Raw genomic sequence first — 25,458 nt, forward strand, 5'->3', positions numbered from 1 at the left:
TATAATTACCAGCCTCTAAACCTTCGAAATTCGTGCATGAATTCTCCCCCTAGCGCTCATACTATCTTCACAACGGGCGAAGGAGGTGAACAAACATGGGTCAAGCAGGTCAACAAGGTCGTGGTAGCCGTTCTAACAACCTGGTCGTTCCTCAAGCGAATGCAGCGCTGCAGCAGTTGAAATATGAAGCAGCACAAGAGCTTGGAGTAACTATCCCGGCTGACGGTTATTATGGGAACTACACTTCCCGCGAAACCGGTTCTTTGGGAGGATACATCACCAAACGTCTGGTGCAACTGGCAGAGCAACAACTGTCCGGTCGTTCGTAGTAGCAGCCTTATCATAAGTATCCGGCCAAGCGCATAGCTTAGGCCGAGCAGCTTCACAGCCCTCCCGCGCTTCTCGTCGAAGCGCAGGGGGGCTTTTTATATGGGCATACCAAAGATATATATAATCGGGTAATCAGCCAAAGGATTGGTCAGAGACATCGCCATGGTTACTGCGGGGGTAGCGGATCATCAGGTTGGCCATATTGTAATTAGACTCCAGTGTCGCATCCACAACCACCATCCCCTGGCGGACGGCAAATTCATAGCTGATCTCGCCATGAGTCCAGCGCTTCTTGTACTTCAGGCTCTCCAGAGCCATCACCCGGAAAGAAGATTGCTGACCCGCAGTCAATCCTTCCTGCTCCGCTGCATAGCTCCCGCTGCGCCCGGCAAGCGGATTATGGCGGATGCCGAACTTGCCGATGACGTTATTTCTGATTTGCACAAATACGATACCGGAAGTCAATCCTGACAATTCTTCCTGCAGTTCCTTAAACACCAGATCGATTTGTCTTGCCAGCGATAGTTGTTCCGTCCTCAACATACATATCCTCCTAGAAGTTTTGTGGGTGATACAAATTCCATGATTCAGCTTCACAAACACGTTTCGTAAGCTATGGCTTAAGTTTTGTGTGGGCAAAAATACAGAGTAGTAAAATATCAGCCTAACAGCCCTTATATAAGGCTTTAGGCACATTATAGGTCACTAATTAAACGCATACAACATTATTCAACATAATTGGGTTATTATCCCTAGGAATGCGCAAATTTCTTAATACTATTAGCTAAATCCATCCTTATATCGCCCTTTTTCGACAAAAACGCTACTAAAAAAGCCCCTGTATCCAGGGGCTTTGCGTATTCATACCATATTCTACAGCTATTGTTTTACTGCAAAAAAATCAATTCGCCTTATTTCCGACAAATTCTTAGGCCAGATGCGCTGTCATTTCCAGGAATTCATTAATATCTGCAGCAATCAAATCTGCGGCCCCCTGCCAGAAGTCCGGCTTGGACAAGTCCACGCCAAGATGCTTCGACACCAGATTCTCCAGTGTCATGACTCCGGTATCCTTCAGCAGGCTGTCATATTTATCAGCAAAGGATGCGCCTTCCTGCAACGCAAGCCGGTACAGTCCGGTACTGAACATATATCCGACGGTGTAAGGGAAGTTGTAGAACGGCACATCCGTGATATAGAAATGAAGCTTGGAGGCCCAGAAATGCGGGTGGTACTCTGAGAGCACACCGCAGAAGGCTTCTTTCTGCGCTTCTTCCATCAGGGCAGACAGTTCTTCCGCATTCACCAGACCCTCTTTGCGTTTCTCGTAGAAGCGGGTCTCAAACAGGAAGCGGGCGTGAATATTCATGAAGAACGCTACGCTGTTCTGAATCTTCGCTTCAAGCAGCGCCAGCTTCTCCTCAGCATTGCCTGCGGATTTCACCTGTGCATCAGCCACTATGACTTCAGCGAAGGTTGAGGCCGTCTCAGCCACGTTCATGGCATAGTTCTGATTGAACAGCGGCTGGTCATCCAGCAGGAACGAATGATAGGCGTGACCGAGCTCATGCGCAAGCGTCGATACATTGGACGGAGTACCGCTGTAGGTCATAAAGATGCGCGATTCTTTGCTCTCCGGGAATGATACGCAGAATCCCCCGGGGCGTTTGGCCGCACGGTCTTCGACCTCAATCCAGTCATTGTCAAAAGCATGTTCGGCAAAGTCCGCCAGCTTCGGACTGAATTTGCGGAACTGGGTAACAATGTCGGCTGCCGCTTGTTCATAAGGGATTTTGCCGGAGGACTTGCCGACAGGCGCTTCCACATCAACCCAGGCCAGGGATTCCAGGCCAAGAAGCTTCGCCTTGCGCTGCAGGTAGGACACAATCGCAGGCTTGTTCTTCGTAATAACCTCCCACATCACATCGAGCGATTCCCGCGTCATACGGTTAATGCCAAGCGGCTCCTTCAGCACATCCTCCCAGCCCCGGCCTTTGTACAGCTTCAGGCGGAATCCCGCCAGATGGTTAAGGGTATCAGCACAATAATCAGCAGCGCCGGCCCAGGCCTCTTCCCATTTGCGGAACATGGTGCTGCGGACCTCAGGGTCCTCGTCATCCAGCTTGTTGAAGGCTTGGCCGGCAGACAGCAGCTTCAGGCCTTCTTCATCCTCAAAAGGAATCTGGACCCGGCTCACGATCGTTTCGTAATGCTCGCTCCAGCCATGGTATCCGTCAACTGCCAGTTCAAGCGCAAGGCTCTCAAGCTCCGGACTCATCTTCTCACGGGCCTGATCACGGCTCTCGTTGAGCACGAAGCTCAGCGGGGCAATCTCCGGCCGGGCCATCCATTCAGCCCATACCCCGTCCAGAGTCTGGCGCAGCACATTGTCGAATGCAGAGCTGACGCCCTCGAATCCGGCCCGCATGCCAGTTACCTTGGACGACAGCCTTACAGCCCCTTTGTCCTGCTGATTCTGGGCTCCCAGACAGCCGGTGAATTCTGCAGCCTGCGTGAGGCGTCCGGCACAGCTCTGCAGCAGTTCGATCACACCGTCCAGCGACTCCGTAGAAGCAGCATCGGTTGGCGCAACTGCCGCAGCGACCTGCCGGCGCAAGCTCTCAATGTCTTCTTCCAGATGGTTCAAAAAACTCTCAAACTGGGGGGAAGCCGAACCTCCAGGGAAAATGGATTCCAGTTCCCAGGTCAATGATAAAGGCTGTTTCATGTATTCTCACCATTCCTTTGTTCATATTGGTTTTCTTTGTATTTGTGCTGCAGCCATGGTAAAGTGAATTACGATAGTCCACCAATGTTAAGGAGGCCACCCTTGTGAAGCCACTGCAAATTTCGCCGGAAACGGCCATTACGTTATCCAAACAACTCGGAGTTCCGCTGGAACACCTGATGCATATGCCTCAACATATCCTGCTGCAAAAAATCGCCGAATTATCCAAGAAAGCAAGCACAGAGCAGGACAAGGAATGATTCCCTTTAGCCATACCTGGCCTTATGATATTATTCTGGGAGACATGTACGTACAATATTGCCCGTTCTGCGACCAGGAGAATGTTCTTCTGCCTATGAAGCCCAAAGAGCTGCAAATCGTGCGTGACGGCAAAAAAAAGCTGCTGGTCTTCCCCTGCTGCAGTGCCAGCCCCACGGTCATCGACAATGACGGGGACTATCTGCTGTTCGACCGGGCTGTCCGCTAAGCAGCGGAAGACAGTGCGCCCCCGCTTCCGTCACCAAATACAGGCGTATGAGGAGTTTTCTCTTCTACGCCTTTTTGGTGTCCGGATGACTGCGGACCGACATTCAAAATCCAAGTACGGTTCTCTATGTAGCCGACGGAAGGCCGTCCGGATCAATCTCTTCTCCGCGCATCTGCTCCCGCAGAATGGCCCACTGTTCACGTGAAGCGCGGATCATAGCCGCATCTGTAATTCTCTGGTCATTAATCACACGGGAAAACCACCTTACAGCCACAGTGAACTCGCCGACACGGCGGTTAAGCTCCCCGATCAGATACATCAGACGGGCATCATTTCCTCCCGAGGAATCATTCTCGAACACCTTCACATACTCATCAAGCGAGTAACGCAAGAAACGCTGTTCCTGTACAGTATCCCCTTGATAGCGGTATAGCCAGGCAATATGATGCAGCAGACTTGCAATGATCCGTTCCTTGTCCTTGATGCTTTGTGCGCAGATCAGAGCCAGCTTGTAAGTCTCCAGAGCTACCTCCCAGCTGCGCTTGTCCCCGAAGTCTCGGGTTACCCAGCGTCTGCCCACCTGCGCTTCAAAAGATTTGCGCTGCCATTCCACCAGTTTGTCTGCTGAATTCTCCGTGGATGCGAAGCCGCACTTCGGACAGACACGTACAACATAATAGTCAGGATTCTCATCCTTGTAATACGAGCAGAAATCAGCATCACGGCGGATGGCTTTTTTGAGACTGGGACGTACTCTGGATGTTGAAAATTCATGTTCGCAGTTGCAGCATACAACCTTAATTGAATACAGGGGTATTAATTCCGGCAAAATGCCCTCATCCTTTCACAGCAGCTCTTATTCATGGGGCATATTGACAAAATGATGCGCAGGACCCGCCAGCCGGCTGAGTACGAACGAACGCAGGGGCTCTTCCACACCGGTCTCTTCAAGTGCGGCCTTCATGCAGTTCAGCCAGTCATCCGCCCGTTCCGGAGTGATGGGAATATGCATATGCCTGGCTCTCATCATGGGATGGCCGTGCTGCTCCGAATAAAGGGCAGGACCACCAAAAAACTGGCTTAGAAACTGATATTGCTTCTCCAGTACAGGAGTAATATCTTCAGGAAATAACGGACTTAGCTGCGGGTGGAGCTGTACCTTGGAGTAGAACACTTCCACCAGACGGTGAACTCCCTCGGCACCTCCCAGGTTGTCAAACAGACTCTCATTCGAATTCATTGGAGGCTTCAGCCTTCTTCCCTGTTAATCTGACAAGCAGTTATTTTATTATACCAAAAAATAAGCTCCACAGTTATCCCTGCCTTAAGACATGCATCCTAAGGGAAAAAACACAAAAAAAGGCGCCAAACCTAAGTTCAGCGCTCGTTAACTACTGTAGTCAGTAGGTTCTAAATTCTTCATCACCAGGCGGGACAAGAGAGACCCGGATTACATATACAAAAGCACAAACAAGAACTCCGGCAACTACACTCATCACCATCACTCCATCCCTTAAATCAATCTTGATCAGATGTGCATTAATTAATTTTATAATATCATAATTCCGGTGAAAAAGCACCGGTAAATGTAACCGCTTTCTGCGTTATTTTTGTGCTGTTTGTCCCACTTCCGGCATACAACTAAGCATAGAATTGGAGGTGCCATCAATGTCACTGAACAAAATTGCCGGCCCGCTGCTCGGTATCCTGCTGGCGGGCTGCATGCTGCTGATGCTGATCCATCCGTCCAGCTCTCTGGATGCGGCACTTCGCGGGCTGGCTGTCTGGTGGGACGTGCTGTTTCCTTCACTGTTCCCCTTCTTCGTCATTTCTGAAATCATGCTGGGCTTTGGCATCGTCCACCTCTTCGGGGCGCTGCTTGATCCGCTTATGCGCCCGCTCTTCAATATACCCGGCAGCGGCGGATTCGTGGCTGCCATGGGATATGTGTCAGGATATCCCGTCGGGGCCAAATTAACCGCCAAGCTGCGGGAGCAGGGTATGATCAGCAAGGTGGAAGGGGAGCGGCTGGTGGCCTTCACCACCTCCTCAGACCCTATTTTCCTGCTTGGCGCCGTGTCCGTCGGGTTCTTCCATGATGCCTCACTCGGGCTTATCCTCGCCCTTGCCCATTACGGGGGCGGATTCATCGTTGGCCTGCTGATGTCATTTCATGGCCGCAGCAGACCCGGGGATTCCGGGACAGCTCCCTCTCTCCCCGCAGCGCCCTCATCTGCAGCCCCGCCAGGACCAAGCTACGGCAGACTTCGCACCGCGATGAATGCAATGGCTGAGGCCCGCCGTAAAGACGGCCGAAGTCTCGGCGAACTGCTGAGGAACGCCATCCAGTCCTCGCTGCAGCTTATTATTGTCGTTGGGGGCCTGGTAGTATTCTTCAATGTGCTGATGGAGCTGCTTGCCCGCGCCGGAATTATGTCCATGCTGTTCAGTTCCACCGGCCGGCTGCTGTCCCTGGCCGGATTCCCGCCGGGGCTCTCGGCCGCTCTGGTCAGCGGGTTATTCGAGGTGACACTCGGGGCCCGCTCGGCCGGAGAAGCGGCTGCAGGAATTCCGCTGCAGTTCAAGGTGGCCGCTGCAGCGTTCATCCTCTCCTGGGGAGGATTATCCGTTCACGCCCAGGTAGCCAGTATACTGAATGGCACCGGACTGCGTTACCTTCCCTTTATGGCCGCACGGTTAGTGCATGCCCTGCTCTCTGCCGGGCTTGTTCTTCTGCTCTGGAAGCCGGTGGTCAGTTCAGGAATGGCCGGACAGTGGGGGGCGCTGCCCGTTGCCTCCGGCCTGGCTTCACCGGATTCGGCCCTGATCAGCAGCATCAGCCTGCTCTGCCTGCTGCTGGCCTGTATGCTTGTGCTGTCGCTGCTGATGCTGCTGGCGGGCAGGCTGCGGCGTTTTTAACTCATTCAAATATTGTGTTCCGGGTCAAGATTGATTATGATCGGTGTATGACTGAATCATACAAAGGAGCCTGTACATCTTGAGATATTATGTTCTGGACCGCGGAGATGAATTGTCCATCCAACTAGCGGAGCAATTTCACAAGCTGGCGGCGGAGCGGGATTTGGAGCTGGATGCCAAGTCTCCGGAAATTGTGATATCGATTGGCGGCGACGGCACCATGCTGCATGCTTTTCATACGTTTATCGACCAGATTCCTAATTTGGCTTTTGTCGGTGTGCATACCGGGCATCTAGGCTTCTATGCGGACTGGCAAGCTGAAGAGCTGCCGACCCTGATCGATTATATGTGCGGAGATATAGGGCCGCATAATCCACGCATGGTGCAGTATCCGCTCCTTGAACTGGAAATTCACAAGAAGTCCGGTTCAAGCTCGCATATTGCCCTGAACGAATTCACACTTAAAGGCGTAGACGGAACGGTTGTCATCCAGATTGATATTAACGATGTAACCTTCGAAATGTTCCGCGGTGACGGCATTTGCATCTCTACCCCCTCCGGCAGTACCGCTTATAACAAAAGTCTGGGAGGCGCCATGGTGCATCCCACGATCGAGGCGCTGCAGATTTCGGAGATTGCTTCGATTAATAACCGGGTATTCCGCACGATGGGTTCACCGCTGCTGCTGCCCAAGCATCATCACTGCGATATTTTCTCGCGCAAGGATCAGCGTCTGCTGCTGACCGTGGACCATAACAATATTCCTGTGGATGATCTGATCTCTGTACGTTGCCAGGTGTCCGACAAAAAAATCAGTTTTGCCCGGTACCGCCCTTTCCCTTTCTGGAACCGTGTCCGTGAAGCGTTTCTAGTGTAGGATTTCTGGGGAATAGAAGGTATCCGAACCAAATGATACGTCTGCTTTCCATTGCTCTTACAGCCGGAGATGCCCCGCCTCTCCGGCTTTATCATGCCGCCTGCCCGGAGTCCTGCTACCTCCGGAGCATCGTTCATAAGAAATGGACAGAGGGAATTTTCAAATGGTATAATGAACCTATTTTACAAAGTTTGCTAATTAAAAGGAGAGAATCTATTGAAAAAACTACTATCCCTCATTGGCGTGAGCCTGCTGGCCCTCGTACTGGCCGTTCCCGCTTTTGCAGCAGAGAAACCTATCAAAGTCTACATAAACAACAGCAATCTTACCTTCACCGCCGGAACCCCTTATCTGAAGGATAATACGGTGCTGGTGCCTTTCCGGGTTATATTCGAGAAGCTCGGGCTGCAGGTGCTATGGGATTCCAAGACAGGAACAGTTACAGGGACAGGTACAGGCCTGAATATCAGCCTTAAGGTCGGCAGCAAACGTGCTACTGTCAACGGTACGGTCAAGCAGCTTACGGTTGCTCCGGTATCCACGGCAGGTACAACTTACATACCGCTGCGTTTCATAGCTGAAGCCACCGGCGGAACAGCCGTCTGGGATTCAGCCAGCCGGAGCGTGAAAATTACCGTACCGCAATCCTCCTCCAGCGATGAGAAGGATATTACAGCACTCATTCAATTATCCAATAAATATTATAATGAAGAAAAAGCCATCAGCTTCTACTCCCTGGTAGATTCCGAATCCGATAATATGGAATCTGTAACGGATATGAATTCCCTGTTCGAGCTGTACGACCTCAAGAATACTATTACAAGCCTTAAGATTCTGAGTCTTGCCGGAGACGAGGCTACTGTCTACACTGTCGAAAGCTCGGTTAGAACCGGCGGTTATTATATCCCGGATGAGCAGTTCGAATATTTGTACACACTGGTCCGTAAGGACGGGTCCTGGAAAATCTCCGGAATGGAGGTACAGGAATCCACGGTGCTGCTTACACGCGAGCAAGGCATGAAGCAGGCGGTGCTTCCACAGGGTGACGCCACAGTAATCAAGGATAATCTCAGCAAATATTATCAGAACATGACTACCCAGAATGTTGATGGAACCATGGCACTAATGACCTCTTACGGTGAGGAATACGACGCTGCCAGTGCAGCCGATCTGCAGGATCTTTTCGATTCCTATGATCTCAGCTACTCGCTGACAAATGCGAATATCTACTATTATGCGGCCGACGAAGCTGCGGTCTACACGGAAGTCTCAATAAAAGACGGTGAATCGGGAGAGAGCTACACCCAGTCCCTCATCTTCATTCTGAGCAAATCGGAAAGCGGCTCTTGGACCATTGACGACACTTATCACATCAGCTTTGATAGTGCGCAATCCTAGAATATCAAAATATATCAAAAGGATGTATGAACTTATGAAATCAGCCAAGATCCTTACTGCAGCCCTAAGCGGCTGCTTGGCTTTATCCATCGCTTGGGCTCCTGCCGCTTCGGCCGCAGACGCTGCTGCTTCCACTGAAGCAGTGCAATCCTCCAAAACGGATATCATCAATGAAATTATGGAATATCTTGAGTACTACAATGTGGAGGGTATTGATCAGGATACGCTCATCCGTGGTGCGATTGACGGCATGGTAAGTACGCTGGATGATCCCTACAGCCAATATTTCGATCAGGCGGAAGCCGCTGACTTCGGCCACGCGGTTGATCTGGAATATGTCGGCATCGGCGTCCGGCTCGTATATACGCCCAAAGAACTCTACATTGAAGAAGTGATGAGCGGTTCCCCCGCAGAGAAAGCCGGTCTGAAACGCGGGGATATCATTCTTAAGATTAACGGTGTAAGGGTAGATGATACGGCAGGCGATGAGCTTGCCGGCGCGTCCGGCACGAAGGTCTCTCTGCTGATCCAGCGGAACGGCGTTAGCAAATCCTACAGTGTTACCCGCAGTAAAATTACCACAACATCCGTTACCAGCACAATTATCGGGTCCAAGGTTGCCTATATTGCCATCAACGGCTTCACACAGACCGCTGACGAAGAGTTCTCCACAGCGCTGGATAAAATGCGGGCAGCAGGAATGAAGTCACTGGTGCTCGATCTGCGTGACAATACAGGCGGCTACATGGATAGCGCCCAGAATATTGCCGCCAGGTTTATGGATGCCGGAATTATGATGTATACCTCCGACCAGAGCGGCGTACTGACACCTGTAACGATCACAAACGGCAGCAAAATCGGCGTTCCCGTTGTTGTACTGACCAATGAATACACCGCCAGTGCTTCCGAAGCTTTGACCGGGGCACTCCGCGACAACAAACTGGCTACAATTGTCGGTACCCGTTCTTACGGCAAGGCGCGGATTCAGAGTCTGATTCCCATGTCGGACGGCGGCGAGCTGAAGCTGACAACGATGAAGTATCTGACTCCAAGCAAGGAGGATTTCAACCACATCGGACTCGCTCCTGATATTGAGATCAAGGGCAAAACAGCCCAGCTGATCACCGCTCTGCAAATCGCCGGTCTAACCGGAATCACAGCCTCCGGTGACAATCATATTCTGGATATCAACGGTGCTGCTTTTGCCGGAAATGTCGGTCTGATCAAGCAGGGGGATAAAGTCTATGCCTCCTCCCGCGTACTGTCCGCACTTGTAGAGAGCGAAGTAACCTGGGACGCGAAGAACAAGAAGGTGCTGATTACGACCGGAGCCGGCAAAAGTTCGGGATTCACCCTGGCCGCCAAAGAGGCGCTATACCAGGACGGCGAAACCTTCATCGAGCTGGGTGCCTTCAAGAAAAAGTTCCCGCTGCTTACGTGGAGCTACAACGCTGCCCAGAATCAGCTGAAATTATCGGTTAAATAATTGGACTCCATAGCTAAAATACTGCACTGACATCGAAAGAGTCCCTCCAGCCATGTGGCTGAAGGGACTCTTTAGGTTATCGGCAGCGCCTAAGCGACACTGCGGGAGAATGCACCGAAACACCGGAGAAAACCTGGAATAACCGCCCCGTGAACAGGCGTTGCTAACTTTGGCTGTTATTCGGGTTCTGGCTGTTCTGGCTATCCTGTTTATTTTGATTGTTTTGGTTGCTTGGGTTATCTTGCTTGTTCTGGTTGCTTGGGTTATCCTGCTTGTTCTGGTTGTTCTGTCTGTTGGGATTGTTCTCTCTATTCTCTCTGTTCTCTTTGTTCTGCTTATGATTATTCGAGTTGCCTTGATTGCCACCCTGATTCCCCTGCTGCTGGCCTCGGCCCTGGAACTCTTTGTGGTTCTTCTTGCCTTGCTCCTTGTTGCGGTGATTCCGGCTCTGGTGTTCACGCACAGGTCTGTCTTTGGCAGCATGCTCCCGGCCTGAACCGCCTGCGTTATCCTTGTCCCGGTTTCCTCCCTTGGACGGGGATTCGCGGTGATCTTTCACATTCCCTGCCGGCTCGGCAGACTCCTGCTCCAGTTCTTCCTCCGTTCCCGGTTCAGGAACTTCCTTAATCAGAATATCCTTGAAGGTTCCCTCCTGCGGAGCTTCCTTCAGCTTGTGCAGCACAAAATACGCACAGCCAAAATTACAGTATTCATTAATGTAATCCACCATGCCTGAAATAGCCGTATCCCGGTTCACCTTGGGGTGATTATCCCGGTAGAAGCCTTTCAGACGCAATTGGCTGTACCCCCAGTCACCGATAATATAATCGTAGCGGTCCAGCACCTCGCTGTATCTTCCGCGAAATGCTTCCGGGTTCCAGCCGTCCTTATGATCGAGCATGAGCTCGTAACCTTTTCCACCTATAACGATCAAGCGTGTGTCGCCTGCCTTTCTATGAGAGGGTTGGGGGCGTTGATAAGCCGTCATTCCGCGACTCCATCAACGCGGAGGGGTGGTGCAACCGTACACCCCAGGACCTCGCCGCTAACGCGCCATTGGTCCTTTCCCCTTCTTAACAACTGAAACCTGAAGCCATAACCTTAAGGCTAAAGCATAGAGCCAATTTAAAGCTAATACTTTAAAAAAGCATTTAAAACCTATCCCCTGTGACTCCGTCACGTGGCAAATTTGCACAGCAAATTTTTGTAAAGATTACATTATAGAACGCACATAAGATTAAGCACTACACTTAAGCCTGGGAAACCGAACGCGCCTCACGCGCAACCGCAGCAGACTTCACCTGATCATGCGCATGATAGGAGCTGCGCACCAGCGGACCCGCCTCCACATGGCTGAAGCCGCGCTTCATTCCCTCTTCCTTCAGCATAGCGAATTCTTCCGGCGGATAATACTTCTCCACGTTCAGATGTTTCGGCGAAGGCTGAAGGTATTGTCCTAATGTCAATATATCACAATCTGCCGCTCTCAGGTCATCCATCGCCTGCAGAATTTCGTCCCACTCCTCGCCGACCCCAAGCATAATGCTCGATTTCGTTGGAATATCCGGCTTAATCTCCTTCGCGCGGCGCAGCAGCTCCAGGGAACGGCGGTATTTGGCTCTGGCCCGGACACGGTCCGACATGCGTTCCACGGTCTCAATATTGTGATTCAGAATATCCGGATTGCTGTTCATCACGATCTCCAGACTCCCGCGGTCGCCCAGGAAATCGGGAATCAGTACCTCTACGCTGCACAGAGGAAGACGCTTACGAATAGCGGCTACCGTCTCGGCAAAAATCTGCGCGCCCCCATCCTTAAGATCATCGCGGGCCACGCTGGTAACCACACAATGCTTAAGCATCATCCCTTCTGCAGCTTCAGCTACACGTTCGGGTTCGAGCAGATCGAGTTCAGTCGGCAAGCCTGTATTTACAGCGCAGAAACGGCAGGCCCGTGTGCAAATATCACCCAGAATCATGAAGGTTGCCGTACGGTTCGCCCAGCATTCATAAATATTCGGACAGCGCGCTTCTTCACATACGGTATGTAACGTCTTGGAACGCATCATGCCCTTAATTTCCTGATAATCTTCACCGGTGGTTAACTTGATTTTGATCCAGTCTGGCTTGGGCTGTTTGGCTGTTCTATTAGTCAAAATGATGAAACCCCGCTTTCGATCTGAATGTCATTTTCATAGTTAAAAGTTGCTGCCTCATATTATAGCATGTGGAATAGTCATTTGCCTGTTTTTGTGAACCTTTGGGCGGTAACGGATAAAAATAACGCTTTTGCTTCAATCTAAAGAAAAGCACCTGCAAGGTGCCATTTCATGAGGATGTATAGATGACTAAGCGTCCGGAACACAGGAGGTTGAGATTATGCCTGCCCTATTCAGAAGTTATAACACCCGGAGAACCCTTATATGCATGTCGGCAGCCGCCTTGCTCTGGGGCAGCAGCCCTGCTATGAGTACCCCCGCCCACGCTGCCCGTTATCATAAGCTGCCGGAGCTGACGTCCAGCGGTCCCGTAGCCGCAGACAGCAAAGAAGCCGCCGCCGCTGCACGCAAAGGGCTCTATGAACAGATGAGTGCAGCAACCGGAATTCCCTGGTTCCGGTTCGCTGCGATTGATCAATATGAACGGTCTGTCGCCAAAAAGAAAAAAAGCCCTGCGGCGTCAGAAACAGACCCTGCAGCAGCTCCCGCCCGGCTCACCGGTATCTCCATCCCTGCCCCCGTATGGTCCGGACCCCTGAACCCTAATCAGGAGGATAAGTTCCCGGAATCCATCACCTTCTTCGGCGGCTTCGGCCGTGACGGCACGGGAGACGGCATTGCCGATCCCGGGAATGATATTGATGTGCTCTATAGCATGGCAGAGCATCTGCTTAAATACGGCAGATCCTCCAGCGACTTCAGCATCGGCATCTGGGAGTATTACCATAACGGCCGTGCAGCTCAGCGGATAGCCCAGTTCGCCAAGCTGTATGAGCATTTCGGGCGGCTTGACTTGTCAGGCAGCGCCTTCCCGCTGCCGATAGGTACGAACTACGCCTACCGCAGCACCTGGGGAACAGGCCGGAGCTGGGGCGGGGCGCGTGTCCACGAAGGGACGGACTTGTTCGCACCGCATGGCTTGACCGTCCGCAGCACCTGCTTCGGAGTGGTGGAGACCAAGGGCTGGAACCGTTACGGCGGCTGGCGGATCGGCATTCGTGATATCGAGAACCGCTACCATTATTACGCGCATTTGATGGGTTATGAGAAGTCCTTATCCCGGGGGGATATTGTGATTCCAGGCCAGACCATCGGCTGGGTCGGCAGCTCCGGCTACGGCAGTCCGGGCACCCAGGGCAAATTCCCGCCCCATCTGCATTACGGGATCTACCGTGACCGCGGAATTACCGAATGGGCCTTCGATCCCTACCCGCTGCTCAAACAGTGGGAGAACCAGGAATTCCGGCAGCTCAAAAAAAACAAAAATAAGAAGTGAGCCTCTGCTTCATGCAGATCTTCATTTAATGCAGCATCAGGCAGCCAAACGGCTCAATCTCCACAAGCATCCGCTTATCGGTGCGGATGGTGAGTCCGCTCAACAGATCAACCAGCACAGTTTTGTCCGGGCGGTAATTGCATAGCTCAAGCTGGTACGCATTAGGAGAATTATTGATAATAAGGCCCATCCGGTCCTGCTCACTGCGCCGCACATAACCTAGGACATTGCGCGGCTCGTCTGTAAACCACGGGCGGAATCCGCCTGTCCGCAGCACTTCATGTTCTTTTCGCAGAGAGATCAGCTGTTTGTACCATTCCTGCAGCAGGATATTCTGATCCTGAGCCTCCCAGACCATCGGCTGCCGGCAGTGGGGATCCGTAGCCCCTTCCATTCCAACTTCATCACCGTAATAAATCATGGGCAGACCTATATAGGTCATCTGGAAAAATACAGCCAGCTTCATCCGGCTTAAGCTTGTGGATTCACGGTCCCAGCCCCTCCCTCCCTGCTTGCAGGCAGTCAGAAAACGCAAGGTGTCATGGCTGCCCAGCAGCTGGAACATAGCTGAATTAGCCTGATCATTATAGAGGGCTTCCTGGTGCAGCACCTGTTCCATGAAGCGGACCGGGCCCGCAGATTGTCCGGCAAAAAACTCCAGCACCGCATCCCGCAGCACGTAGTTCATCCCGCCGTCGAACTGGTCTCCCCGGAGCCACGGTCCGGAAGCATGCATAATCTCACCAATCAGTAGGAGGTCGGGGAACTCGGCCTTCAATTCCCGGCGGAACCTCGGCCAAAAGGCCGGGGATACTTCATTGGCCACATCCAGCCTCCATCCGTCGATTCCCGCCTCCCGTACCCAATACTTGGCTACCTCCATCATATAATCAGCTACATCCGGATGATCCATATTCAGCTTCGGCATGCTGGCTTCCGCTTTGGCGAAGGTCTCATAGCTGGGAACCGGCGCCTGGCGTACAGGGAAAGAACGGATATAGAACCAGTCTTTATACGGCGATGCCTCTCCCCGCTCCAACACATCTTTGAAGGCAAAGAACGTATCCCCGGCATGATTGAATACCGCATCGAGCAGAACCTTCATCCCGTGTCGGTGTGCTGTATCAACCAGCATTCTCAGATCCTCCATCGTACCAAAGCCCGGGTCCACCTTGTAATAATCGGATGTATTGTATTTATGCTCAGAAGGCGATTCGAAGATCGGAGTCATATAAATGGCGGTCACACCCAGCCCGTGCAAATAGGGGATTTTGTCCGCAATGCCTTGTAACGTCCCCTGGTTGTAGCTGCTGGGATAAATCTGATAAACAATCGCATCTGCAGTCCAGGAAGGCAGCAGGGTTGCCTGCGGACGGTGAATATATGCATATTGAAAAGCCCCTGCCTGCTCCCGGTTCTCCGACATTCCCCTCTCTCCATACCATACATTTTCCCCTGCGGGATTCTTGATATGGAACTGGTACCGGCATTTGCCGGTCTCCGTCCGGAGTACCGCCTCATGAATGTCATAGGCCCCGGCAGAACCGGTCCGCTCCATCTCCTGCGGAAGCTCGCTGCCGGGTGAATCGTAGCGGTCGGAATGGATAACGGTACAGCAGAGCGACTGTCCGCTCTGCACAAATAAACGCAATTTAAGGGTGCCGGGACCTGCCGGGAAAGCGAAAGGGTCCTCGGCCGTATGGTACAGAAACAAATGCTTGGACATCAGGTTCAGTCTCCTTTGGTACTGCATAGAGTAGCTTGCACAATCTGTGTTATTATGGCAGGTAGAACGAGTTCACTGTCATGGAATACAAATACCGTTATGACCGAGAGGGATCGCTATGAAAGTTACGATTAAGGATATTGCCCAGGCGGCAGGAGTTGCCAAATCCACCGTATCCAAGGTAATGAATGACTCTCCCAAAATATCCGAGGAAACGAAAACCCGGGTCAGGGATATTATTAAACAGATGAACTATACTCCCAGCAGTATTGCCACCGGACTTGCCAGACAAAGCAGTAATACGGTCGCAATCCTGATCGATATGTCTAAGGAAAGCGAATTTTTGAATCAGTTCTTTTATAACATTATCGGCGGGGTGGAGAGCGTCATCGGACCTCTGAAATATGAGCTGACCATTGCCAACATTCAGCATGATCAGGCTGAGGGGCATTTCCTGCACAGACTGGTGCTGAATAAGCGGGTGGACGGTATCATTGCCAACACTTCTGTGCTGACTCCTGAGCTATGCGCAGAGCTTAACAGGCTGGAGTTCCCCTATATCTCGATCGGTGAAATTAATCCTCCAGGAACATGGGTCGATTGTGACAATGAGCTGGGAGGAACCGTGCTGACTAAGCATCTGCTGGAGCAGGGATATTCCTCGGTTGCTTTTATTGGCGGCGAGCAGAACGAGCCTCTGTTCCTGCGCCGTATCGCCGGTTATACGGCCACACTGCGTCAGGCGGGACTTCCGGTGCGCAGCGACCGGATTATCAATGGCAGAGCAGCCGAAGAGGATGGCTATGACGCGGCTATACAGCTGCTGCAAAGCGCAGAACCGCCAGATGCTATTGTCTGCATGAGTAACTTCTCTGCTTTTGGAGTGCTCCAGGCTGCCCGGGAACTGAATGTTCAGATTCCGGCGCAGCTGGGCATCGCCACGTTCGATGAATACCCGCTGTCTCCCTATACCACACCTCCGCTAACTTCACTCAATATGGATACCTTCCAGCTCGGGGTCTCCGCAGGACGGTTGTTAATGGACAGGCTTGGCACCACGGTCACTACTGAGAGCGGACAGCTGCTGGAGCCGGTGCTGATTCCAAGGTTGTCTTCCCTGCGAAGCAGTAAGTAGTCTGCGGACTGAATAGATTAAATGAGGCAATTCGTCCGAATGAATAACCCGGACTGGACTTGGCTGGGCTATACCGGCCCTATCCGGGGAAACCGGTTTCCTTAAATTGAAATTAACACGCACTATAGGCAATGTCAATGTGAAATCATACAATAAGAACTGCATGCCGAAGAGCCCCTTCCACTGAATTGTGAAAAGGGGCTCTTCGGCTTGTCCGTCTACCTTCCCTGAATTAATGACCGGAGCTGCGGATAAACTGCAGTACTTCCCTCATCATCGCCGGGCTCTCCTCGCTGTGGCAGACCATATGCCCGCTCTTTTCCATAATCAGCACCTGCTTGCGGCCGGAGGGGATGGTCTGCTCCAGATAGCCTGCACTTTTGAATTTCACCAGATGATCGCGCCTGCCCTGCACAATGAGGGTTGGCAGATCCATCTGCGGATAGATCTCAAAGCTCTCGCGGACCAGACGCTGAAATTCTCTTGTGGCCTTCGCGGGAGTGGAGCCCCATTTACGGATGTAATTCCTGATCATCTCCGGCTGCCCCAGCGTCCGCAGGATCTCGACCGGATTCAGCGGAAATACAGGGGTGGACAGCAAAGTCAGTGATTTGATCCTGGCCTTATATTGAACCGATAGATGGGAAGCAATCAGCGCTCCTGTAGAAAAACCTATCAGATGTACGCCCTCTGTCCGGGTCAGCAATGTACTCAGCTCATCCTCGGCGCTTTGCCGCCAACCCTGGCGGTCCGACTGGAGCAGATCACTGCGGCTGCCCCCGTGTCCCTGTAACGTAAACGTTCTGGACAGGCAATCATGCGCTCCGAGATACTGGGACAATGGAGCAACCTCATATTCGCCTCCGGTGAAGCCATGTATAAACAAGCAGCTATCCTTCATGTATCCTCATTTCACCCCTTATTAATATCCATTTTATCCATTTATAGAAAAATAAACCTTAACAGTGCTGAAGTCAAGGTTTACTCCCTTTTCCTGCTATGAACCGACTGCAAAACAGCGGTTATCTCTCCCACCAGGTCAGACTCAGCGCAGAGATAATGGTTCCGACCGCAGCACTTGAGGAGGTTACATTGATGCTGATTGCATTGTTAGGCGGAACGATGATACTTCCGGTAAAGGCCGGAGTAAATACTCCCGGCGCTAATTGATAAGTGGCTAATACGCTTCCTCCGGTGATTGCCGCGGTAGAGGACTGAACCGTCATGGCACTGGCCGCCGGGCTGCCCAGATTATTGTTCACCGGAGTTACAGTAGCAGGCGAAGTGATTGTGCCTCCTCTAACAATGGTAAAGGTTCCTGAGATGGAGGTCAGCAGCGAGGTCCCGCCGATACTGCCGCTTACGCGGGATAAATACAAGGTTCTGCCGCTGCCGGCCGGATTATTGATGCGCACTGTGATGATGGCAGAAGCAAGTCCCAGGACAATCGTTGCCGAGTTCGAAGCATTCGCCGAGAATAAAACGGCAGACTGGGAAGCGCTTATCTCCGGCGGTGCGCTAATGTCCGGTGCCCGAAAAGTATTCGTCATCTCTACATAGACCGGCTGGTCATTGTCATTAATTACATAATTATTAGGCATGAGCCGCTCCCTCCCGTTCGGGTCTGGTTCTAGTTCTCCCACCAGCTGATGTTCCCGGTAGCCGCTGTACTGCCAGATGCAATTGTAATGCTTATCGTAAGCGAGCTGCCGGGGGACAGAATTATTCTTCCGTCCAAATCAAGAATCACCGGACCTGTGGCCAGCAGCAGCGACATTAACGTTGCCGGACTTCCGGTGGGTGCCGCCGTTGCTGTCCGTGCAGTCGTCACACTGGTGACCGCGCTGCCGAAGTTATAGTTGACCGGGGTTACGATAGATCCCCCGACTGTTGCATTGCGCAGCAGTGTTAAGGTTACCGCTGCTGTCCCGGTGCTCGCGATTACGCGCGAAATATACACCGTACGTCCGTTGCCGCCCGGATTGGATACCTGCATCACAAGCGGAGCTGCAGTAGTAACTGTGGAAGCAAAGGAAAACCCGAACAATAAGCCTGACATGGCGGCTCCCGCCTCAGGAAGGGTATCAATACCGGGAGCAATATAGGTGTTGACCTGCTCTGTATACAGCGGCTGGCTGTTCTGGTTGAATACAGCATCATTGGGCATAGCTTTACCCTCCCTCGTTCTAGCATATTCTCATAGTATGCAAGGACGTCTGGCAGGTTGTTCGGTAATATGCGTATTTTTGCACCCGCAACCCAGTCATCCTCTTAAATTCTCCATATAGTAATATCACACCATTCGAATGGTCCAGCTTAAACGTACAGGCTTCACCCTGTTCCACCCGCCAGCTTATATATGCTTGAGACCCAGACGACGGTTTGGGTTTTTTCATGAGTAAGCAGACGATATCCATTCTATGAAGAAAGGATGAATAACTTTGCCGAATTTCAGTTCATTTCAAGCCAATCCGGACAATCTGCGCACGCTTATTTTCGGCCGGGACCCTTCGACTCTGATTGACCGCCCACTGACAACGGATGCCAGCGGAAATCTGACCACCGTTATCTTAAACGGAACCATCTCCAGCGTGCTCGGGGCTACGATTACTGCTGGTACATTGTCTTCGGCTGGTACAGTCACCAATATCCTCGCCGGTACGATTACTAGCGTGCTCGGCGCTACGATTACTGCTGGTACGTTGTCTTCGGCTGGTACAGTTACTAACCTGTTGGATGGTACGATTACTAGCGTGCTTGGTGCTACGATTACTGCCGGTACATTGTCGTCAGCTGGTACGGTTACTAACATCCTTGCCGGTACGATTACTAGTGTGCTTGGCGCTACGATTACTGCTGGTACGTTGTCTTCGGCTGGTACAGTTACTAACCTGTTGGATGGTACGATTACTAGCGTGCTTGGCGCTACGATTACTGCTGGTACATTGTCGTCAGCTGGTACGGTTACTAACCTGCTCGACGGCACGATTACTAGTGTGCTCGGGGCTACGATTACTGCCGGTACATTGTCTTCAGCCGGTACGGTTACCAACCTGCTCGATGGTACCATCACTAGCGTGCTTGGCGCTACGATTACTGCTGGTACGTTAACCAACCTGCTGGACGGTACGATTACTAGCGTGCTCGGCGCTACGATTACTGCTGGTACGTTAACCAACCTGCTGGACGGTACGATTACTAGCGTGCTTGGCGCTACGATTACTGCTGGTACATTGTCTTCCGCTGGTACGGTTACTAACCTGCTCGATGGTACCATCACTAGCGTGCTCGGGGCTACAATTACTGCTGGTACATTATCATCGGCTGGTACGGTTACTAACCTGCTCGATGGTACGATTACTAGCGTGCTTGGCGCTACGATTACTGCTGGTACATTGTCCTCAGCTGGCACGGTTACTAACATCCTTGCCGGTACAATCACCAGTGTGCTTGGTGCTACGATTACTGCCGGTACATTGTCGTCAGCTGGTACGGTTACTAACATCCTTGCCGGTACGATTACTAGCGTGCTTGGCGCTACGATTACTGCTGGTACATTGTCATCGGCTGGTACGGTTACTAACCTGCTCGATGGTACCATCACTAGCGTGCTCGGGGCTACGATTACTGCTGGTACATTGTCGTCAGCTGGTACGGTTACTAACATCCTCGCCGGTACGATTACTAGTGTGCTCGGGGCTACAATTACTGCTGGTACATTATCATCGGCTGGTACGGTTACTAACATCCTTGCCGGTACGATTACTAGTGTGCTCGGGGCTACAATTACTGCTGGTACATTATCATCGGCTGGTACGGTTACTAACCTGCTCGATGGTACGATTACTAGCGTGCTTGGTGCTACGATTACTGCCGGTACATTGTCATCCGCTGGTACGGTTACTAACCTGCTCGATGGTACCATCACTAGCGTGCTCGGGGCTACGATTACTGCCGGTACATTGTCATCCGCTGGTACGGTTACTAACCTGCTCGACGGCACGATTACTAGTGTGCTCGGGGCTACGATTACTGCCGGTACATTGTCTTCAGCTGGTACGGTTACCAACCTGCTCGATGGTACGATTACTAGCGTGCTCGGCGCTACGATTACTGCTGGTACATTGTCTTCGGCTGGTACAGTCACCAACTTGCTAGATGGTACGATCACTAGCGTGCTTGGCGCTACGATTACTGCTGGTACATTGTCGTCAGCTGGTACGGTTACTAACATCCTCGCCGGTACAATCACCAGTGTGCTTGGTGCTACCATCACTGCCGGTACATTGTCTTCGGCTGGTACGGTTACTAACATCCTTGCCGGTACGATTACTAGTGTGCTCGGGGCTACAATTACTGCTGGTACATTATCATCGGCTGGTACGGTTACTAACCTGCTCGATGGTACCATCACTAGCGTGCTCGGGGCTACGATCACTGCCGGTACGCTGAGCAGCGTAACCTCGATTTCACAACGCAGCTTTATTGAGCTGGCTACAACCGGAATTGCAACTTCAGATACCTACACGCCTTTGCCGGCCAATACTACCAGCGTACTGGGCACCTATTCTTACTTCATTGTGAATACCGGAGCCAATCCGGTGAATACCCGTGTTGAGATCAGCGCGGACGGAACTAACTATTTCGTGGATACTACAGGCGACAATCCGCTGCCGGCTGGTTCGGTTGACGTCATCGTGCCTGCACGGTTCCTGAAATACACCCGCCTGTCCTATCAATCCTCTACGCCGGGTGCGGCTTCTACGCTTAATGTCATTTTTGATGCACAAGGAACGTAAAAGAAATGCCCGTCATATGATGCAGAAGCAAAGAGTGCATGGATATCCATGTACTCTTTCCTGTGCAGCATTCTGCTTCTACATAAGACGGCAAAACGCGACCCTGTGCCTCAACTAGCAATAAGCAGTACCTAATGATATGGCCCGCCAAGGAGGAACAATCGTGAATAAACCTGCCAAACCAACGCTCGGAGTGCAGCTGATTGTCAAAAATGAAGCCGAGCTCCTGCCCCGCTGTCTTGCCAGTCTAAGCGGTGCTGATGAAATCATCGTTACCGATACCGGATCTTCAGATCAAACGATGGACATTGCCCGGGCTTATGGGGCTGACGTATATGCGGTCGGGTGGAGTAATGATTTCTCGGCAGCACGCAATTCCGGATTGTCCTGCGCGAATACCGACTGGATCCTGGTGCTGGATGCGGATGAAATATTGCAGACTTCCATAGAGTCAATCAAGGATATCCTGCAAGGCAGCACAGCCGAAGCTTATACAGTGCGCATAGAGAACTGGCTGGGGAGTAATCCGGAGGACCGTCTGTATCACAGCAATGTGCGGTTATTCCGCAATGGACAGGGCTATCTTTTCAGCGGAAGAATTCATGAAAGTGTAGATCCCTCTATTCTAAAAATACATGGAGCCGCCGCAATCGGAACCAGCAGCATAGAGATCATTCACCTCGGCTACCTGCCCTCCCTTATGAATGCCAAAAATAAAATCAGCCGCAACGAACAGCTGCTGCGCCTTGCGCTGGAAGAAGAGCCGGACGATGCCTTTTACAGCTATAATCTGGCGGTCACCTGCTGTCAGGACGGGCGGCTGAAGGAAGCCGAAGAACTGCTGCACCATACGCTTAGCCATGCTCCGCTTCAGGTCTCATACCGTCCGTCCATGATTCGTGATCTATGCAAAATCTATCTGGCCACCGGTAAAGTAAAAGCGCTCGACAGCCTCCTGACACGCGAGCTTACGCGTTATGGCGATTATCCCGACTTACACTATATTCAGGGACAGTCCTGGGAGAGCCAGGGGCTTCCTGATCGTGCTTATCAGTCTTACCAGCATGCAGTGGACACTTCTTCCGCCACAGCTCCACGCAGAGCGTATGTCAGCGAACAAGGCATGGACAGCTTCCGCCCGCTGCAACGCATGGGGGTTATCTCACAGCAGCTTGGCAAGCAGGAGGAGGCCGCCCGTCTGTTTCACCGTTCACTGCAGCATCATTCGCTATATCTCCCGGCGATGCAGGGCATCGCCTCTGCCTTCCAGCAGCTGGAGGTGCCGGATGAGGACATCGCAGGGCTGCTAATACAGCTGTCCGGTACCGGACAGAGCGCAGCAAGAGGCGCAATTATCCGCACTTTATATGAGCTTGGCGCTTATAAGGTAATTGCTGAGCTGCCGCCCGAGCTTTTTCCGCTGGAGACAGGTACTGTGCTGCTCATCCTCTCTTCCTGGGTCAGCACCGGGAAATATCATGCGTTCAGAAAGACTGCAGCCAAGCTGCGGGCACAACCCTTGCAGCTGTCTCCCGGGGAATTGGATACAGAGACTATGCGGCAGCTATGGCTCCTTGAAGCGGTCTGTACGTGGGAGCTTGGCGAGAAACTCCAGCAGGAGAAATGGTTGCAATCGCCTGCGGAGCTGCGCTCCGGATTGCTTTTTATCGATACACAGTTGTCGTCAGAAGCAGTCCTCCCGCAAGCAGCCGTTGCTGATTCCGGCCACTCTCCGCTCATTACCGAGGTAATCCGGCTCGCTGTGAAGCTGGAGCTTGTGACACTGGGTAAGCTGCTTGTGGATCGTTTTCCTGCTCATACAGGCGATCTGGCGGAGGTGCTCTATGAAGAAGGCTGGCGGGCGGAGGCGGGGGAATTGTTCATCCGTCTGGTCAGCAGCAAAGAAGCGCAGGGATCGACGCTGCGGTATCTCGGAGAGATGCTGGCGGATAAAAGGCATTATGCCGAAGCAGCGGACTGGTACCGGCTTTCGCTCGAAGAATCTCCCGGGGATGAGGCAGCCAGTGCCGGATTGGCGCTATGTTATCTGCATTTGGCGGAGCTGGGGCTCGGGGAAGTTGCAAACAGCTTCAAGGGGGAGAAGGCCCACGGGCCTCTTCAGGAGGATCAGGCAGCGATTGCCCATTCCATCGAGGTGCTGAACCGCACGCCCTGGCACACGGCTTGGAATTACAGACAGCGGCAGAGAGGAGCAGACCTAAGCTTATGAAAAAAACACCGCGCAAACCGCTGATCTCCTTATGCATGATCGTCAAAAATGAAGCCGACACTTTGGCCCGCTGTCTGCAGAGTGTCCGCGGCGTTGCGGATGAAATCATAATTGTGGATACAGGCTCCACCGACTCCACTGTCTCTATCGCCCGCAGCTTCGGTGCCCGGATCATCCCGTTCCCCTGGAACGGGGATTTCGCGTCCGCACGCAATGCCGGCCTGGCCGGGGCTCGGGGAACCTGGATTCTGGTGCTGGATGCGGATGAAGAGCTGGAGCCCGGGAGTAAAAAAGAATTGCTGGTGTGCGCGGAGCATACGGAGTATGAGGCGTTTTTTGTGCGGATTCATAACCATAAGGGGACGGACCGCGCCTCGCAGACCATTACGGTCAATCCGATCCTCCGCATGTTTAAGAGCCGCGCGAGCTATCGCTTCAGCGGAATTATTCATGAGCAGATCGCCGCTGTGATTGTGCAGGAAACCCCGGCCGCCGCGATGCATATGAGCACTGTCGTTGTTCATCATTACGGCTATGCCGACGGGGTTGTGGAGAAAAAAGATAAAATCAGCCGTAATATCGGGCTGCTTAAGGAACAGCTGAAGCTGAATCCCGGGGATGCTTTTCATCATTTCAATATGGCGGTTGAATATATGCGGCTGGGCGATTACGGGCATGCCCTGGAGCATATCCAGACTTCGCTGGACCATGTGGAGCCGGATACGAGCTATATTCATCTGCTGTATAAATACGAAATCCGCTGCCTGGCTGTAACAGGTGATCTCCCGGGTGCGCTGGAGGCTTGTGAACGGGGGCTTGCCCTCTTCCCGGATTATCCCGATCTTCATCATATAAAAGGGGCTTTGCTGCTGCAGGTGTCAGCTTTTGCCGAGGCCAAAGTTGCGCTGATCCGGGCGCTCGATATCGGAGTTTCGCCTCCCGCCTACCATACCGAATCCGGTCTAGGCACTTATCTCACCCGGACGCTTCTGGGGCAGGCATGCCAGCAGATCGGCGAGGATAATGAAGCGATAGCCTGCTTCACCAGTGCGGCTCAGCTCCATCCGGAGCCCTTGCCGCTGGTCACACGGCTGGTGCGGCTGTTCAAATGCGCCGGGCGTGAGCTTGAGATCAAGGGTTGGCTGGCCGAGCATTTGCCCGTCATCCTGGCGGAGCAGCGCCCGGAGCTTGTGCGGCTGCTGGTAAGGGACGGTTGTTATGCGGCGGCGGCTGATGTGTTGGGCGGCGGAGTGAATAAGGGTGCTGCGGGGAAGCGGGCGGCGGGGGAACAGGTCGTATGGGAGTTTGGTGAGAGGGAGCTTACTGCGGGGGAACAGGTCGTACGAGAGTTTGGTGAGGGAGAACTTGCTGCGGCGGGGGAACAGGTCGTTCGGGAGTTTGGTGCGGGAGAATGGGCTGCGGGGGAACAAGTCGTTCGGGAGTTTGGTGCGGGAGAGCTTGCTGCGGGGGGAACAGTTGCGCAGGAGCGTTTTGCAAATGAACATAGTTCGGGGGCGCATGCTGAGGAACGGCAAGATTACGCTGGAGAACCGGAGCCATCATCTGCCGATTCTCTGCTTCGGCTGCTTCAGCGGGCGGAAGCCATTCCCGCAGCAGAGCTGACGTACGGCGATATAGCGGCGCTGCATCAGTACCCTGCGTTTGCCCGGACAACGGGCGGTACAACACCTGCCTCCGAATCTGCGGCAGCTGTACAGCCCTGGATATCCCTGGCTGACAAGGTATTGGCTACGCTGGAGGCTTCATCCGTCTTTTCTCCGGCGGCCGCAAGAGCACGTCTCGCACTTCCGCTTCCCAGACCCGCTGATTAGGAAGGAGCTTCTGACT

22 protein-coding genes are annotated in these 25,458 nt (G+C 52.6%); 12 read left to right on the forward strand and 10 right to left on the reverse strand.

What is annotated here, in order from left to right; translation table 11 throughout:
* The first annotated feature begins 95 nt into the window (after positions 1-95).
* Positions 96-329 (forward strand): alpha/beta-type small acid-soluble spore protein, encoded by a 234-nt coding sequence (locus tag NSU01_RS29965; RefSeq protein WP_039307200.1) that lies wholly within the window; start codon positions 96-98, stop codon positions 327-329.
* A 133-nt stretch (positions 330-462) separates the two neighbouring features.
* Here the strand turns inward: NSU01_RS29965 and NSU01_RS29970 are convergent, their stop codons facing one another.
* Positions 463-873, reverse strand: coding sequence for a hypothetical protein (locus tag NSU01_RS29970; protein WP_042139842.1), 411 nt, complete (start codon positions 871-873; stop codon positions 463-465).
* Positions 874-1,258: 385 nt separating this feature from the next.
* The gene (locus NSU01_RS29975; RefSeq protein WP_076248156.1) at positions 1,259-3,058 is read right to left on the reverse strand and encodes a M3 family oligoendopeptidase; all 1,800 of its coding nucleotides are present in this window, start codon (positions 3,056-3,058) and stop codon (positions 1,259-1,261) included.
* A gap of 104 nt (positions 3,059-3,162) precedes the next feature.
* On the opposite strand from NSU01_RS29975, the gene NSU01_RS29980 reads away from it, so the two are divergent.
* Entirely contained in the window at positions 3,163-3,318 is a 156-nt protein-coding gene (locus NSU01_RS29980) for a YycC family protein (protein ID WP_076248154.1), read from the forward strand.
* Complete coding sequence (locus NSU01_RS29985; protein ID WP_039307194.1) at positions 3,315-3,545, forward strand: hypothetical protein; 231 nt, start codon at positions 3,315-3,317, stop codon at positions 3,543-3,545. Before NSU01_RS29980 ends, NSU01_RS29985 begins: the two co-directional genes overlap by 4 nt.
* Positions 3,546-3,669: 124 nt before the next feature.
* On the opposite strand, the gene NSU01_RS29990 is transcribed toward NSU01_RS29985, so the two are convergent.
* Positions 3,670-4,374: a DUF2225 domain-containing protein gene (locus NSU01_RS29990; RefSeq protein ID WP_042139844.1), complete on the reverse strand. Its 705-nt coding sequence runs from the start codon at positions 4,372-4,374 to the stop codon at positions 3,670-3,672.
* Positions 4,375-4,401: 27 nt separating this feature from the next.
* Entirely contained in the window at positions 4,402-4,785 is a 384-nt protein-coding gene (locus tag NSU01_RS29995; RefSeq protein ID WP_042139845.1) for a globin, read from the reverse strand.
* 428 nt (positions 4,786-5,213) lie between these two features.
* Between NSU01_RS29995 and ylbJ the strand changes: the two genes are divergently transcribed.
* From ylbJ to NSU01_RS30015, 4 genes are all read left to right on the forward strand, one after another.
* A complete protein-coding gene (gene ylbJ, locus NSU01_RS30000) occupies positions 5,214-6,464 on the forward strand; it encodes a sporulation integral membrane protein YlbJ (protein WP_076248149.1) in 1,251 nt (416 codons plus the stop codon).
* Between the two features lie 79 nt (positions 6,465-6,543).
* On the forward strand, positions 6,544-7,341 hold the full coding sequence (locus tag NSU01_RS30005; RefSeq protein ID WP_039307186.1) for an NAD kinase: 798 nt from the start codon (positions 6,544-6,546) through the stop codon (positions 7,339-7,341).
* 216 nt (positions 7,342-7,557) lie between these two features.
* Positions 7,558-8,739, forward strand: a complete 1,182-nt coding sequence (locus NSU01_RS30010) for a copper amine oxidase N-terminal domain-containing protein (RefSeq protein ID WP_083705741.1) — start codon at positions 7,558-7,560, stop codon at positions 8,737-8,739.
* 34 nt (positions 8,740-8,773) lie between these two features.
* Complete coding sequence (locus NSU01_RS30015; RefSeq protein WP_179093639.1) at positions 8,774-10,225, forward strand: S41 family peptidase; 1,452 nt, start codon at positions 8,774-8,776, stop codon at positions 10,223-10,225.
* Between the two features lie 163 nt (positions 10,226-10,388).
* Here the strand turns inward: NSU01_RS30015 and NSU01_RS30020 are convergent, their stop codons facing one another.
* Positions 10,389-11,159 carry a YutD family protein gene (locus NSU01_RS30020; RefSeq protein WP_144026205.1) on the reverse strand — a complete coding sequence of 257 codons (771 nt, stop codon included), beginning with the start codon at positions 11,157-11,159 and terminating at the stop codon, positions 10,389-10,391.
* Positions 11,160-11,475: 316 nt separating this feature from the next.
* The gene (gene lipA / locus NSU01_RS30025; RefSeq protein WP_039307183.1) at positions 11,476-12,381 is read right to left on the reverse strand and encodes a lipoyl synthase; all 906 of its coding nucleotides are present in this window, start codon (positions 12,379-12,381) and stop codon (positions 11,476-11,478) included.
* Between the two features lie 223 nt (positions 12,382-12,604).
* Here lipA and NSU01_RS30030 point away from each other — a divergent pair, with 223 nt between their 5' ends.
* Complete coding sequence (locus tag NSU01_RS30030; protein ID WP_076248143.1) at positions 12,605-13,720, forward strand: M23 family metallopeptidase; 1,116 nt, start codon at positions 12,605-12,607, stop codon at positions 13,718-13,720.
* Between the two features lie 25 nt (positions 13,721-13,745).
* Here NSU01_RS30030 and NSU01_RS30035 read toward each other — a convergent pair whose 3' ends face one another.
* Positions 13,746-15,446: an alpha amylase N-terminal ig-like domain-containing protein gene (locus NSU01_RS30035; protein WP_042139847.1), complete on the reverse strand. Its 1,701-nt coding sequence runs from the start codon at positions 15,444-15,446 to the stop codon at positions 13,746-13,748.
* A 118-nt stretch (positions 15,447-15,564) separates the two neighbouring features.
* Here NSU01_RS30035 and NSU01_RS30040 point away from each other — a divergent pair, with 118 nt between their 5' ends.
* Positions 15,565-16,581, forward strand: a complete 1,017-nt coding sequence (locus NSU01_RS30040) for a LacI family DNA-binding transcriptional regulator (protein WP_042139848.1) — start codon at positions 15,565-15,567, stop codon at positions 16,579-16,581.
* Positions 16,582-16,813: 232 nt separating this feature from the next.
* Here the strand turns inward: NSU01_RS30040 and NSU01_RS30045 are convergent, their stop codons facing one another.
* From NSU01_RS30045 to NSU01_RS30055, 3 genes are all read right to left on the reverse strand, one after another.
* Positions 16,814-17,482 carry an alpha/beta fold hydrolase gene (locus NSU01_RS30045; protein ID WP_042139849.1) on the reverse strand — a complete coding sequence of 223 codons (669 nt, stop codon included), beginning with the start codon at positions 17,480-17,482 and terminating at the stop codon, positions 16,814-16,816.
* Between the two features lie 121 nt (positions 17,483-17,603).
* Positions 17,604-18,182: a hypothetical protein gene (locus tag NSU01_RS30050; RefSeq protein WP_042139851.1), complete on the reverse strand. Its 579-nt coding sequence runs from the start codon at positions 18,180-18,182 to the stop codon at positions 17,604-17,606.
* 29 nt (positions 18,183-18,211) lie between these two features.
* Positions 18,212-18,748, reverse strand: coding sequence for a hypothetical protein (locus NSU01_RS30055; RefSeq protein WP_042139852.1), 537 nt, complete (start codon positions 18,746-18,748; stop codon positions 18,212-18,214).
* Positions 18,749-19,022: 274 nt separating this feature from the next.
* Here NSU01_RS30055 and NSU01_RS30060 point away from each other — a divergent pair, with 274 nt between their 5' ends.
* From NSU01_RS30060 to NSU01_RS30070, 3 genes are all read left to right on the forward strand, one after another.
* Complete coding sequence (locus NSU01_RS30060; RefSeq protein ID WP_339302377.1) at positions 19,023-21,380, forward strand: DUF6385 domain-containing protein; 2,358 nt, start codon at positions 19,023-19,025, stop codon at positions 21,378-21,380.
* 163 nt (positions 21,381-21,543) lie between these two features.
* Positions 21,544-23,610 carry a glycosyltransferase gene (locus NSU01_RS30065; RefSeq protein WP_076248728.1) on the forward strand — a complete coding sequence of 689 codons (2,067 nt, stop codon included), beginning with the start codon at positions 21,544-21,546 and terminating at the stop codon, positions 23,608-23,610.
* Positions 23,607-25,442, forward strand: coding sequence for a glycosyltransferase family 2 protein (locus NSU01_RS30070; RefSeq protein WP_076248731.1), 1,836 nt, complete (start codon positions 23,607-23,609; stop codon positions 25,440-25,442). Before NSU01_RS30065 ends, NSU01_RS30070 begins: the two co-directional genes overlap by 4 nt.
* Positions 25,443-25,458 lie beyond the last annotated feature (16 nt).

Source organism: Paenibacillus sp. FSL H8-0259 (assembly GCF_037963255.1).
GTDB lineage: Bacteria > Bacillota > Bacilli > Paenibacillales > Paenibacillaceae > Paenibacillus_AQ > Paenibacillus_AQ phytohabitans.